At 71.7% G+C, this 13,159-nt stretch carries 12 protein-coding genes and 1 pseudogene; 7 read left to right on the forward strand and 6 right to left on the reverse strand.

The window, feature by feature from the left end; translation table 11 throughout:
* The first annotated feature begins 19 nt into the window (after positions 1-19).
* Positions 20-1,078, forward strand: coding sequence for an aminotransferase class V-fold PLP-dependent enzyme (locus tag OG329_RS33500; RefSeq protein WP_405800216.1), 1,059 nt, complete (start codon positions 20-22; stop codon positions 1,076-1,078).
* A gap of 8 nt (positions 1,079-1,086) precedes the next feature.
* On the opposite strand, the gene OG329_RS33505 is transcribed toward OG329_RS33500, so the two are convergent.
* Both OG329_RS33505 and OG329_RS33510 read right to left on the reverse strand, forming a co-directional pair.
* Positions 1,087-2,724 (reverse strand): BTAD domain-containing putative transcriptional regulator, encoded by a 1,638-nt coding sequence (locus OG329_RS33505; RefSeq protein ID WP_405800218.1) that lies wholly within the window; start codon positions 2,722-2,724, stop codon positions 1,087-1,089.
* A gap of 137 nt (positions 2,725-2,861) precedes the next feature.
* A complete protein-coding gene (locus tag OG329_RS33510; RefSeq protein WP_405800220.1) occupies positions 2,862-5,798 on the reverse strand; it encodes an AAA family ATPase in 2,937 nt (978 codons plus the stop codon).
* A gap of 254 nt (positions 5,799-6,052) precedes the next feature.
* Here OG329_RS33510 and OG329_RS33515 point away from each other — a divergent pair, with 254 nt between their 5' ends.
* The 4 genes and pseudogenes from OG329_RS33515 (at position 6,053) to OG329_RS33530 (ending at position 8,609) form a co-directional block, all read left to right on the forward strand.
* A complete protein-coding gene (locus OG329_RS33515) occupies positions 6,053-6,985 on the forward strand; it encodes an NADP-dependent oxidoreductase (RefSeq protein ID WP_405800221.1) in 933 nt (310 codons plus the stop codon).
* Between the two features lie 96 nt (positions 6,986-7,081).
* Positions 7,082-7,315: pseudogene (locus OG329_RS33520) on the forward strand (SDR family NAD(P)-dependent oxidoreductase); the annotation flags it as partial.
* On the forward strand, positions 7,296-7,847 hold the full coding sequence (locus tag OG329_RS33525; RefSeq protein ID WP_405800222.1) for an SDR family NAD(P)-dependent oxidoreductase: 552 nt from the start codon (positions 7,296-7,298) through the stop codon (positions 7,845-7,847). The pseudogene OG329_RS33520 and the gene OG329_RS33525, both read left to right, overlap by 20 nt.
* Before the next feature lie 111 nt (positions 7,848-7,958).
* The gene (locus tag OG329_RS33530) at positions 7,959-8,609 is read left to right on the forward strand and encodes an antibiotic biosynthesis monooxygenase (protein ID WP_405800223.1); all 651 of its coding nucleotides are present in this window, start codon (positions 7,959-7,961) and stop codon (positions 8,607-8,609) included.
* 32 nt (positions 8,610-8,641) lie between these two features.
* Here the strand turns inward: OG329_RS33530 and OG329_RS33535 are convergent, their stop codons facing one another.
* A complete protein-coding gene (locus tag OG329_RS33535; protein ID WP_405800225.1) occupies positions 8,642-9,295 on the reverse strand; it encodes a hydrolase in 654 nt (217 codons plus the stop codon).
* Between the two features lie 161 nt (positions 9,296-9,456).
* Between OG329_RS33535 and OG329_RS33540 the strand changes: the two genes are divergently transcribed.
* Positions 9,457-9,918, forward strand: coding sequence for a MarR family winged helix-turn-helix transcriptional regulator (locus tag OG329_RS33540; RefSeq protein ID WP_405800226.1), 462 nt, complete (start codon positions 9,457-9,459; stop codon positions 9,916-9,918).
* Positions 9,919-9,943: 25 nt separating this feature from the next.
* Here OG329_RS33540 and OG329_RS33545 read toward each other — a convergent pair whose 3' ends face one another.
* Positions 9,944-10,870 carry an alpha/beta hydrolase gene (locus OG329_RS33545; RefSeq protein WP_405800228.1) on the reverse strand — a complete coding sequence of 309 codons (927 nt, stop codon included), beginning with the start codon at positions 10,868-10,870 and terminating at the stop codon, positions 9,944-9,946.
* 239 nt (positions 10,871-11,109) lie between these two features.
* Between OG329_RS33545 and OG329_RS33550 the strand changes: the two genes are divergently transcribed.
* Positions 11,110-11,658, forward strand: a complete 549-nt coding sequence (locus OG329_RS33550) for a dinucleotide-binding protein (protein WP_405800229.1) — start codon at positions 11,110-11,112, stop codon at positions 11,656-11,658.
* 159 nt (positions 11,659-11,817) lie between these two features.
* Here the strand turns inward: OG329_RS33550 and thpD are convergent, their stop codons facing one another.
* Both thpD and OG329_RS33560 read right to left on the reverse strand, forming a co-directional pair.
* Positions 11,818-12,717: an ectoine hydroxylase gene (gene thpD / locus OG329_RS33555; protein WP_405800230.1), complete on the reverse strand. Its 900-nt coding sequence runs from the start codon at positions 12,715-12,717 to the stop codon at positions 11,818-11,820.
* Between the two features lie 6 nt (positions 12,718-12,723).
* Positions 12,724-13,122, reverse strand: a complete 399-nt coding sequence (locus OG329_RS33560) for an ectoine synthase (protein ID WP_405800231.1) — start codon at positions 13,120-13,122, stop codon at positions 12,724-12,726.
* Between the last annotated feature and the right edge of the window lie 37 nt (positions 13,123-13,159).

A 13,159-nucleotide genomic window follows, 5' to 3' on the forward strand; every position in this document is an offset into this window, starting at 1 on the left:
CGGGTCCCAAGGTGAGGGCATGGACCCTTTGGGCGGCGCCGAATTCATGCCGGAGACGACGTATCTGAACACCGCGACCTGCGGTCTGCTGCCGCGCCGCACCGTCGAAGCGGTGCGGGCGCTGGCCGTGAGCAGCGCGACGGGGCAGCCGAACGGGGCGGGCGATTTCGACGTACTCGAGACCGTCCGCGCCTCGTTCGCCCGCCTCGTCCAGGTCCCGGCCGAGCGGGTCGCCCTCGGTACGGCCGTGGCGGTCCACGTCGGACTGATCGCGGCCTCCTTGCCGCCGGGCAGTGAAGTCCTGCTGCCCGAGGGGGAGTTCAGCTCGGTCGTCACCCCCTTCACGGTGCGCGGGGATCTCGAGCCGCGGTATGTGCCCCTCGAGTCGCTGGCCGCCGAAGTACGGCCCGGGACCGCGCTGGTGGCGTTCTCCGCGGTGCGGTCGAACGACGGCCGCACGGCCGACCTCGCGGGGGTACGGGCAGCGGCGGCGGCGCACGGCGCCCGTACGCTGCTCGACGCCACGCAGGCGGCGGGCTGGCTCCCGGTCGACGCGGGGGCGTACGACTACACGGTCACCGGCGGCTACAAGTTCCTCCTCGCCCCGCGCGGGACCTCGTTCCTCACCGTGGGCGAACAGGCGCAGGAGAGCCTGGTGCCGATCCTCGCGGGCTGGGTCGCGGGCGAGGACATGTGGGCCAGTACATACGGCCCGGTCGAGGAACTGGCCCTGTCCGCACGGCGGTTCGACCAGCCGGTGCCCTTCCTCTCCTACCACGGTGCCGAGCGCTCCCTCCCGCTCCTGGAGGAGATCGGCATCGACACGATCCACGCCCACAACACCGCGCTCGCCGCGCGCTTCCGGGCGGGGCTGCGCGAGATCGGGCACGAGCCGGCCGGCACCGGGCACGCGGACGGATCGGCGATCGTCGCCGTCGCCGGGCTCGGCGACCGGCAGGACGCGCTCGCGCGGGCGGGGGTGGCCGTGGCGGTCCGCGCGGGCAATCTGCGCGCCGCCTTCCACCTGTACAACTCGACGGCGGACGTGGACCGCGCGCTGGACGTCCTCGCGGGCTAGGGCGGAGCCTAGACACCGCCGGCGTTGCCACGCGGCTCGGTGAGGCACAGATCTTCGTCCGTGAGGCGTCGGGAGAGGTCGGCGATCTTCCAGCGGGGGCGGCTGGTGAGCCGGGCGCCGATGATGCGCAGTTCCAGCGGCAGCCCGCCGCAGGCGGCGACGACCCGGCGCGCGGACTCGGGCTCGGCGCTGACCCGGGGGCTGCCGACGAGCCGGGTGAACAGGTGAAGCGCCTCGCGCGGAGGCAGGACGTCCAGCACGACACGCAGGCTGACCGGCAGGGCCGCCAGGCTGTCGCGGCTGGTGACGACGGTCGCGCAGGTGGGGGAGCCGGGCAGCAGCGGGGTGATCTGCTCGAGACCGGCGGCGTTGTCGAGGACGAGCAGCACGCGGCGCTGGGCGAGGACGGTCCGAAAGAGCGCGGCGCGTTCGGTGAGGTCGCGCGGGATGGAGTCGTCCGGCTCGCCCAGCGCGCGCAGGAAGGCGGACAGGACGGCGGCCGGGGCGGCGGGCGTGCCGTCCGCGGCCTGGAGATCGGCGTACAACTGCCCGTCGGGATACGCGGCCAGCAAGGGACGCACGCTGTGCATCACCAGGGCGGTCTTGCCGGTGCCGCCCATGCCGGTGACGAGCACGATGGGCATGGCTTCGACGTGGTGGCCGAGGAGGGTGTCGCGGATACGTCGCGTCTCGGCGGCCCGGCCGGTGAAGTCGGCGATCGCGTGGGGGATTTGACGGGGTACGGGGCGCCGTCGGCGCGAGGCGCCGATCACCGCCGAAGCCCTGGCGCCCGTGGCGTCGGGCAGGTCGTCGGCCAGGTCGTGGGCCCGGACCGCGAGGGAACCGGAGGCCGGGAGCGCGGCGGCGTCACCGGGGGCACCGTGCAGGACGCGTTCACGCAGGGAGCGCAGTGCCGGACCCGGGCGGACCCCCAGCTCCTCGCCGAGCAGCCGGTCCGCCCTGCGGTAGGCGGCGAGGGCGTCGGCGCGGCGCCCCGTGCGGTGCAGGGAGCGCACCAGAATCTCATGGAGGTCTTCGCGTAAGGGGTGTTCGCCGGCCAGGACGGTGGCCTCGGCGGCGGCCTCGGAGAAGCGTCCCGCCTCGGTGAGCGTGTGGAGGCGCGCTTCGAGGGCGTCCAGGTGGCGCGCCCGCATGAGGTCTCTCTCCCGGTCCGCCAGCGGACCGGGTACGCCCGTCAGCGGCTGGTCGCGCCACATCGCCAGCGCGCTGTCGAAGACGGGGAGGGCCGACGCGGGGTCTCCGGCGGCCCGCAGCGCTCTGGCCCGGCCGACCCGCCGTCCGAACACCGGCCAGTCCACGTGGTCGTCGTCGACATCGAGCAGATAGCCGCCGCCGTCGGCCGACCGCAGCACCCGCCAGGACCGGGACCGGTCATGAGCGGTTTCCAGGGCCTGCCGCAGACGCCAGATGTACGTGCGCATGACCGCGGCGGGTGAGCTGGGCGGGCGTTCCCACAGGGCGTCCACGAGATCGCTCATCGACACGGACCGGCGGCGGTTGACCGCGAGTGCGGTGAGTACCGCTCGCTGCTGGGGCGAGCCCAGAACGATCTCCATGCCCTGTCTTTCGGCCCGTATCCGCCCCAGAAGGAAGAAGGTGAGTTCCGGCTGTGTCTGCTCCGTCATCGTCATACCTCGCTGTCCCTGTCACCCCGCACCCCGCCGACCGTCGCCGTGAGGGAACCGGCAGCGGCATCGTATTCGCTTTATGTTGTCACATCAACTAAATGCATCGCGAGGAGTCGCCCTCAAGGCCGTCGCGGCTACGGAATCTCCGCCGGCGGGACGAAGAACTCCTCCCGGGCACGCCTGTCCGACGAGACCGGGGCCGCGTGATCACGCAGTTGCCGGCGCGAGGAGATTCCCAACTTGCGGAAGATGCTGCGCAGATGTGTGTCCACGGTCCGCCGGGACAGATACAGCTCCGCGGCGACCTCCTTCGACGTGTCGCCCCGCGCCACACGCCGCGCCACGCGCTGCTCCTGAGCCGTCAGTACGGTCGGCTCACCGCCCTCCGGACGCGGTGCCCGCGCACCGGCCGCCGCCAGCTCGCCCGCGCAGCGCTCCCGGAAGGACCGGGCGCCGGCGCGGCTGAAGATGCCGTACGCCGTACGCAGCGGAATCCGGGCGGCCGACACGCGCGCCCGTCTGCGCAGCCACTCGCCCCACAGCAGATGGCTCCGGCCCGCCTGGAGGACCGCCCCGGCGGCGTTCAGTGCGTAGACGGACTCACGGAAGAACCCGTCGGCCTCGTCGCCGTCCGACAGCAGCGCGCGGGCCCGCAGATGAAGCCCCCGCGCCCAGTCGCTCCCGGTCAGCCGCGCGCACTGGGCCAGTTGGGCGGCGGCGGCCAGTGCGTTGGGCCGGTGCCGGGTGCGTACCGCCGCCTCGACCAGTTCGGGAAGCAGCCAGTTCCGGTACGCCAACTCGTCCAGCGACACCGCCTCGACGCAGACCTCGAACGCCTCGCCGTAGCGCCCGTGCGCGTTGTACAGCACGGCCCGCGCGCACTCGGCCGCCGTCAGCAGCCGCCCTTCCTCGCGTACCGCGGCGTCCTTGGCGCCGCTCTCGGCCAACGCCTCGACGGTGTCTTGCCGTCCGCTCCAGGCGGCCAGTGCCAGCGCGGCGTAGTCCAGCGGTACGGCTCCGATGGCGTCGCTGATCCGGTACGCCTCGGCGACGCGGACGCGCGCCTGTGCCAGATCGCCGTGATGGATGTCCGCCAGCGCCTGGTGCGTCAGACCCCAGGGGAGCGCCGTCACCGCGGCGTGCCGGCGCGCCGCCGAGGTCCGCCGGTCGGCCAGCGCCCGCCAGGCGGCGCCGTCCCAGACGTCGACGGCGGCATGGCAGGCCAGCCAGCCGCCGACGACGTCGAGGTCGGTGTGCGCCGGAGCGTGAAGATAGGCGTCCACCGCCCGGCGCATCGGCGCGACGGCGGGACCGTAGCCCCGCGAGGCGCGGGTGGCGACGGCCGACAGCAGCGCCTCGTGGGGGCGTGCGGCCGTTTCCCGCGAGGTCTCCCCGGCCCTGCCCAGGGAGGTCTCCGGGTCCGTACGACTCGCGGAGAACTCGCACGCCCGCGCGGCAGTTGCGCGCGGCACCGGCGCCGGAAGTGTCCGACCGGCGAGGACGCCCGCCGACAGCGCCTCCAGCAGGGCGATGCCCTCCTGCCGTACGTCGTGGGCGCGGGCGTGCTCCGCCGCCCCGCGCAGTGCCCGCGCGGCCGGCCCGTCCCGGTCCACGCTGTACCGCGTCCGCGCGTGCAGGGACGTCGCCTCGGCCCGCTCCGCGCGCGGCAGCGCGGCGAGTTGGAGGTGACCCAGCAGATCCAGCGCGTGCCGCAGTCCGCCGCAGCGCCGCCAGGCGGAGGCGGCGGCCAGCAGCCGCGACGCCCGCCGCCTGCGATCGGCCGTCAGCAGCGCCGCCAGTTCCAGCAGGGCCGCGGCCGTCCTCGTCCCGTGGCGGGTCAGCCGCTGTTCGGCCGCCGCCTGCAACCGCGCCGCGACGCGCTCGTCGAACGAGGTGGCGGCCTGTCCGAGGTGCCAGGCGTGCTGTTCGGGAAGGCGCGGGACGTCACAGGATTCCGCCAGCGCGCCATGGACCCGCCGGCGCCGCGTGACGGACGCGCGCGCGTAGACGTACGTCCGCAGCAGGGGATGGGCGAACCGTACGCCCGGCCCGAACGCGATCAGCCCGGACGACTCCGCCTCGCTCACCTCTGCACCGCCGAGCCCGAGCGCCTCGGTCGCCCGCAGTACGGTCACCGGGTCCCCCAGCGGTTCCGCCGCGGCCACCAGCAGCACCTGATGGGCCGAGTCCGGCAGGCCGTTCAGCGTCTCGCGCATCCGGTCCGGCAGCAGCCGCTCGTCCGGCTCGCGCGCCGGCGGCCGTACGGATGCCATCTCCGTCGGGGAGAGCGCGTGCGGTACGGCCAGCAGCGCCCGCGGGTTGCCGTGGGCGTCGGCGACGACCCGCTCGCAGACGGACGGATCGAGCGGTACGGGCAGGTGGGCGCGCAGCAACGCGAGTGCGTCCCGGTCCGTCAGTCCGGACACGCGCATACGGGGCAACGAGCCCAGCTCGGGGCAGTCGTCGGAGTACGGCGCCGGCAGCGGGAGCGTGAAGAGGCAGGCCACCCGCGCGTCGCCGCACCGGCGCGCGACGATGGCCAGGGCCTCCCGCGACGGCCGGTCCAACAGGTGGGCGTCGTCATGGAGGCACAGCAGCGGTTGTTCGGCGGCGGCCGTGGACAGCAACTGGAGGAGCGCCAGGCCGACTTCCAGGGCGTCGGGGTGGCCGGCGCGCGGGCGCGGACAGGGCACCACGGCCCCGGTGGCCCCCGCCGCCGTCAACGCCTCCACGGTCTCCCGCTGCCGGGGCGGCAGTTGGGGCACCTGGTCACGCAAGGCGGTGAACACGCGCTGGAGGGCCGCGTACGGAAGGTGCCGTTCGGCGCCGGTGCCCGCAACCCGCACGATGCGCAGGCCGGGCGACGTGGTGCCGATGTGCTCCAGCAGGGCGCTCTTGCCGACACCGTGCTCCCCGGTCAGGACGATCGATCCGCCGTGGCCCCTCAGGGTGTTCCGTACCAGCTTCTCGAGCGTGGCGATCTGAGCGTCCCTGCCGTACAGCCCGACCCTGGCGACCGCCGCCTCCGCTTCCCCCCTGCGTGCCGAACGTGCCGACGCGGCTCCCTGCATGCATCCTCCAGCTCGACGGTGGTCCGCTCCACGGAGCGGCGGGCCGGTCGCCCACGACGCTCCTGTCGGCGATCGTCGCCCGGCGACGCCTACGCCGCGTAGACGGAGCGTCTACCGGCCGTCAACGCCGCCGGCCGTACCTCCTTCTAGCTGCGCGGAAAACGTCACAACAGGGGTGGCGCACGGATGTTGACACGTCAATGACATGGGCTACTGTTGATGTATCAACAAATGATCGGCGAAGGAGAGCGAGCATGAAGGCGCTGGTCGCGCGGGCCTACGGGCCACTGGAAGACCTTGAGATCGCGGAGCTGCCCACACCGGTCCCCGGCCCCGGACAACTCCTTGTCCGTATGGAGGCCGCGGCCCTCAACGCCGTGGACAAGACGCTGGTCACCGGCGCCATGCGGGACGCCATCGCGGTGACCCACCCGTTCGTCCCCGGAGTCGACGTGAGCGGCACGGTGGAAGCCGTGGGGGAGGGCGTCACCCGGTTCGCCCCCGGCGACCCGGTCATCGCCTGGAACAGCGTCGCCTCCGGCGCCCTCGCCGAGCGCGTGCTGATCGCCGACGCCCCCTCCGCCGCCCGACGCCCTGCCGAACTCACGCCCGCGCAGGGAGCCGCCCTGCCCACCGGCGCCCTCACCGCCGCCGCGCTGCTCGACCTCGCGGACACACCGCGCGGCTCCACCGCCCTGATCGTCGGTGCGACGGGCGGCGTCGGCTCGTACACCGTGCAACTCGCCCGGCGGGCGGGGCTGACCGTGCTGGCCACCGGCCGCGCCGGCGACGAGGCGTTCCTGCGCGGCCTCGGCGCCGATTACGTCATCGACTACCGGGCCGTGGACATCGCCGAGGAGACCCCTCGCCTGGTGCCCGGCGGGGTCGACGTCGTGTTCGACATGGTCCACGCGGGTCCTGCCCTCACCGCGACCGCCGCGGCGGCGAGGCCCGGCGGCCGTCTGGTCTCCCCGCTCGGCGGTCCGCCCGTCTTCGACCGCGACGTCACCGCGCTGTACGGCGGTACGCGCGCGACCGAAGGGCGGCTGGCGTCGCTCGCCGACAGGGCCGTCAAGGGTGAACTGCGCATTCCGATCGACGCCGACTACCCCTTCGTCGAGGCCCGTCAGGCCCTGCTCGACTTCGCCGGCCGCCATGTGAAGGGCAAGATCACCGTCACTTTCTGACGCCGTGACCTTCCGGCGCACCGGCCGCCCCGCGCGGGCAACCCCGGCCCTCTCCCGCGCCCTTTCCCGCGCCCTTTCTCTCAGGAGCTGAACACCGTGACGGACCCGTATCTCGACTTCACCGGCAGGATCGTCCTCATCACCGGGGGAGCCGGCGGCATCGGACGCGCCGCCGCCCTCGGATTCGCCCGGCAGGGCGCCACCGTCGTCATCGGTGACATCGACGAGCGCAGCGGCGAGACCGTCGCCCTCATCGAGAAGGAGGGCGGCACGGGGCTGTTCGTCCCGACCGACATCACACGCGCGAGCGATGTGGAGCACTTGGTGTCCACGACCGTGGCCACGTACGGCGCTCTGCACATCGCCTTCAACAACGCGGGCGTCTTCGTGCCCCCCCGCGCCGCTGGCCGAGCAGTCCGAGGAGGACTGGGACAAGGCGATCGCGGTCGACCTCAAGGGTGTCTTCCTCTCCCTCAAGTACGAGATCGCGCACATGGTCACAGCGGGCGGTGGCGCCATCGTCAATACCGCCTCGATCGCCGGTCTTGTCGGCGACCCGGACATGGCGCCGTACGTCGCGGCCAAGCACGGCGTGATCGGACTGACCAGGGCCGCCGCCGTCGACTACGCCAAGTCCGGCATCCGCGTCAACGCGCTCGCTCCCGGCCTCACCAGGACCGCGATGACCCAGCCCTGGCTGGACGACCCGGTCAAGCGGGACATCGTCATGGCCGGACCGCAGATGGGGCGGGCGGCCGATCCTGAGGAAATCGTCGGCATGGTGCTCCATCTCGCCTCTCCGGCCGCTTCCTTCACCACCGGCGGCGTCTTCGTCGTGGACGGCGGCCAGACGGCGCACTGAGCGGCGCACTGAGCCAGCACCGAGCCGGCACCGGCGCTGTCGCCCGCCGCTGCCCAGCACCGGCGCGTGGCCCTCGTGACGACATCCCGTTCCGTACCCCCTGGAGCCGAGTTGACGACAGCACTCCCGCGCGAACCCACCTCGGACCCTCTGCCGACCGGCGAGGTCGGGGTACTCATCGCCCGCCAGGTCGACCCGGGCCACGAGAAGGAGTTCGAGCGGTGGGCGCACGGCGTGCTCGACACCGCGACCTCGTTCCCGGGCCATCTCGGCTACGGCCTGTTCCGCCCGGCCCGCCCCGGCGGCCCGTGGTTCCTGGTGCACCGTTTCCGGGACGCCGAGGCGTGCGCCGACTGGCAGAACTCCCCGGAGCGCGCGGACTGGTTCAGCCGCGCGGGCTCCGGCCACCGGGAGATCGAGCGCCGTCATCTCACGGGCCTGGAGGGCTGGTTCCCCCCGCGCGACCGGACCGCGGGTCCGGGAGGCGAGGGTCCGGCCGGCGCGGAGCCGGGTACGGACTCGCCCGAGCCCGAGGGAGCGGTCGCATCCGCGATGCCCGCCAGATGGAAGATGACGCTGACGGCGGCCCTCGGCATCTTCCCCGTGTCCCTGCTCAGTGGCGCCGTCCTCCAACCGGCCCTGTCACCTGTCCCGTTGCTGATACGCACGGCCCTGATCGCCCTCTTCTTCAGCGGCCTGATGTCGTATGCGGTGATGCCGGCACTGACCCGGACGCTGCACCGGTGGCTCTACCCTCGGTGACCGGACCGGACCGGACCGGACCGGCCGGCGCCTCAGTCCTTGTTCTGGCCGAGGAGTTGAAGCTCCCAGGCCAGGCTGGTGCCGAAGACGCCGCCGTGCTCGAGCACGATCTCGGTCACGCCGGGCACGGTCTCCTCGCGTGCCCAGTCCCGCTGCCACTCGGCGACGACGGTGCCGGAGCAGGTCGGGATGACACCGGCCTGGATCATGCGCTCGACACCCCGTTCGTGGGCCTCGTCGGACGTGGAGCCGGAGGCGTCCGTGACGGCGAAGACCCGGTAGCCGTCGGCGAGGGCGTGGATCGCGGGCCAGGCGAGGCAGATGTCGGTCCACAGACCGGCCATGATCAGGTCCTTGCGGCCGGTCGCGGCGACCGCGTCCACGACCCGCTGGTCCTCCCAGGTGTTGATCGTGGTGCGGTCTATGGGGGCCTGCTCGGGGAAGACGTCCTGGAGCTGGCGGATGAGGTGACCGCCGCGCTCCTCGACCACCGTGGTCAGGATGGTGGGTACGTCGAACAGCTTGGCGCCCTTGGCCAGGGCGGTGACGTTGTTGACCACCAGGGTGGCGTCCATGCTGCGCATACCCGCGAACTGGGCGCCTTGGTGGTCGATCAGCAGCAGCACCGACTTCGAGGGCTCCAGAAGTGCGCCGAGGCCGGTGTAGGTGATGCCGTTGGCTGCCATGTCGTCTCCGTGGTCGTAGCGGCGGCGGCCTTGACTGCGACCGCCACCGGCGACCCTTCCAGTTGGATCCCCGCCGTGACATCGGCAACCATTACGTAGCAGCCCACCTCCTCGCCGCGACGCTTTTTCATGACGCGTCAACAATCTGCTACTGTCGATGTATGTCTGAACCGCGATGGCTCACCCCGCGCGAGGCCGAGATCTGGGCTACGTACCGCAAGCTGGGCCGTGAACTCCAGCGTGTCCAGGACCAGCAGTTGCAGCGGGATTCGAGTATCTCGGCCGCCGACTACGCCCTTCTCGCTCCCCTGTCGGAGACGCCGGACGGAGTTCTGCGGGCCCGGGAACTCGGCGCGGAGGTCGGCTGGGAGCGCAGTCGGCTGTCCCACCAGATCAGCCGGATGGAGAAACGCGGACTGGTCGTACGGGAAGCGTGCGAGGACGACGCCCGTGGCTCGATGGTGCGGCTGACCGAACAGGGCAGGCGGACCATCGAAGCGGCCGCACCCGGGCATGTGGAGATCGTGCGACAGATGTTCTTCGACCCGCTGGACGCGGACGAGATGGAAACGCTCGGAGAGTTCCTGACCCGGATCGTGGCGGCGGTGGAGGGCCGCGCCTGACAGGCGTGGCCCATCACCGGGGGCGTCAGGTACGCGTTTTCCGGTCACCCGCCGTCTCGCCGTCGGTCAGGTGCGAGTCCAGGAACGCCAACAGCGCGGACTGCCAGTGCGGCAGTACGGACGGCAGTCCGGTGCCGCCGTGCGGGGCGTGGGGGTAGACCAGGAGTGTCGTATTGCGGTTGGCCAGGTCCCAGCGCCGTTCCAGGAAAAGGGTGTCGTCCACGAGGTGGTCCGCGCTGCCCACCCCGAACAGGACGGGCGGCAGCCCCGTCAGGTCCGCGTAGAGCGGTGACAGGTCCTGGTCGCGGCGCCGGACGGGCGGCCGTTCCGGGTGGGCCAGGTCCATCATGCCGCGCAGCACCGCCGCGCTCAGTACGTCGTGGTCCGTCTCCTCCTGGGTGCTGGGGGTGCCCGACAGGTCGTAGATACCGAACTCCAGGACGGCGGCGGCGAATCGGCCCACGGTTCCCCGGCGCCGTAGCCGCAGCAGGGTGGCCGCCGCGAGGTTGGCTCCCGCCGAGTCCCCGCTGATCAGGAGCCGTGTCGCGCCGAACTCCGGGCCGGCGTGCTCGATCAGCCAGGACGCGGCCGTCTCGCAGTCGTCATGGGCCGCCGGATAACGGTGCTCGGGGGCGAGGCGGTAGTCGACCGAGACGACCGCGAGGTCCAGTGTCCGGCAGAGGAAGGCGTTGAGACCGTCGTTCATCTCGGGAGAGCCCATGATGAAGCCGCCACCGTGGACGTTCAGCAGCACCGCGCGGGCGGGCCGGGCCGGTGTGAAGGTGCGCAGCCTGACCGGGCCGTGCGGCCCCTCGACGTACCGGTCGACGGCCTGATTCTCGCCGGAGGCGGACAGTTGCCGGCGCAGATCGTCCAGGGCCTCGGCGTCGTACGCCTGGGCCGTGCCGCCGGGGAACAGGGCGCTGAACGCGGGGGACATGGCCTGTGCCATCGCGCGTCCCTCGGCACGTATGACGGGACGAAGGCGATCGATCTCCGCACTCCACAGAGTCATGGCGGGGTGTTGTCCTTCCCTGAGGGGATTCGAGGGCACCGGACGATTGCTCCCCGATTTGTTGACGTGACAACATCGTTGCATTAGTTTTATTGATGCGTCAATCAATTGGCGGCGGGTACGGCCGTTCCGCGCCGGATTCCCGCATGCCGACGACTTCGAGTCGAGGGGTTCGTATGAACATCACCGTGATCGGGCGAGGGAACGTCGGCGGCGGTCTGGCCCGCCTGTGGGCCGGAGCCGACCACCAGGTCACCGGCCTGGGCCGCGACGGCGGCGACGCCTCGAACGCCGACGTCGTGGTGGTCGCCGTGCCCGGCCACTCCATCGCCGAGGCGCTGTCGAAGGTCACCGGACTCGACGGGCAGGTGACCATCGACGCGACCAACCTGTACACCGCCCGCGACGACGCCTTCCCCTCCCTGGCCCACCAGGTGAAGTCGATCATCGGCGGACCCACCGCGAAGTCCTTCTCCACCGTCTTCGCGTCCGCCTACGACCGGATCGCCGAGCAGCGCGTCACCCCGAGCAACCTCTACGCCGCCGAACCCGGCGCCAAGGCCGGCACCGAACAGCTCATCCGTGACGCGGGCTACGCCCCGCTGTTCATCGGCGACCTGACCCCCGGAGCCAGGCTGCTGGAGGACAGCTCCGGCCTGACCAGGGCTCTGGCCGGCCAGATCGGCCCCTTCTTCTACCGCTACGCGGCCCCCGGTCAGCTCTGACCCCCGGCCGCCGGGCCGCTCGCCGCGCACAGAGCTACGTAAGGAGGCGGGGCCGGTCCCGAAGACCGGCCCCGCCTCCTTACGTAAGGCGTCACCTGCGGAGTTCTCGTACGGAACGTACGGACGGTACGGACGGTACGGAAGTCCCGTACGGCGCTCTCAGCGGACCGGTGTGAAGTCCCTGGAGCCGATGAACGAGGGCCGCGGGGCGGGCGCCGCGAACGGCTCGACCGCCGCGTTCTCCACGCTGTTGAACACGATGAAGACGTTGCTGCGCGGGAACGGGGTGATGTTGTCACCCGAGCCGTGCATGCAGTTGCAGTCGAACCAGGTCGCCGCGCCGGCCTTGCCCGTGAACAGCTTGATGCCGTGCTGCTCGGCGAAACCGGTGAGCGCCTCGTCCGACGGCGTCCCCGCGTCCTGCATCTTCAGCGACTGCTTGTAGTTGTCCTTCGGCGTCTCGCCCGCGCAGCCCAGGAAGGTCTTGTGCGACCCGGGCATGATCATCAGGCCGCCGTTGGTGTCGTAGTTCTCGGTCAGCGCGATCGACACGGACACGGCCCGCATGTTCGGCAGGCCGTCCTCCGCGTGCCAGGTCTCGAAGTCCGAGTGCCAGTAGAAGCCCGAGGCGCCGAAGCCCGGCTTCACGTTGATACGGGACTGGTGGACGTACACGTCCGAGCCGAGGATCTGCCGGGCCCGCCCCACCACCCGCTCGTCACGCACCAGGGCGGCGAAGACCTCGCTGAGCCGGTGGACCTCGAACACCGAGCGTACGTCCTGGGACTTGGGCTCGATGATCGAGCGCTCGTCGGCCCGTACCGCCGGGTCGCTGATCAGCCGGTCGAGTTCGGCGCGGTAGAGCGTCACCTCGTCCGGACCGATCAACTGGTCGACGGTGAGGAAACCGTCCCGCTCCAGGCCCTCGAGATCGGCCGGGGAGACCGGACCCGGGGTGCCGGGTGGTGACCAGACGACGGGGTCCTGACGCGGGGTGGTCACCTCACCCGCGCCACGGGTCGGGTACAGGTCGGTGCGTGCAGGGGCGGTAGTGGTCATGGTGGTTCAGCCCTCCTCGGTCAGCAGCGGGTAGACGCCGTTCTCGTCATGGTCCTCCCGCCCGGTCACCGGCGGGTTGAAGACGCATACACAGCGGAAGTCGGTCTTCGGCCTGAGCGTGTGCTTCTCGTGGCCGTTGAGCAGATACATCGTTCCCGGCTCGATCCAGTGGGTCTCGCCGGTGTCGTCGTTGGTGAGTTCGGCCTCGCCCTCCACACACAGGACGGCCTCGATGTGGTTCGCGTACCACATCGACGTCTCCGTACCCGCGTAGAGCACGGTCTCGTGCAAGGAGAACCCGACCCGCTCCTTGGCGAGCACGATGCGCTTGCTCTCCCAGGTGCCCGACGCGGATTTCACGTGGCGGTCGGTGTTCTCGATGTCCTTGAACGATCGGACGATCACTTTGAGTAGGACCCTTCTGTGGTGCGGTGTTGTCCTT

The organism is Streptomyces sp. NBC_01506, assembly GCF_045040295.1.
GTDB lineage: Bacteria > Actinomycetota > Actinomycetes > Streptomycetales > Streptomycetaceae > Streptomyces.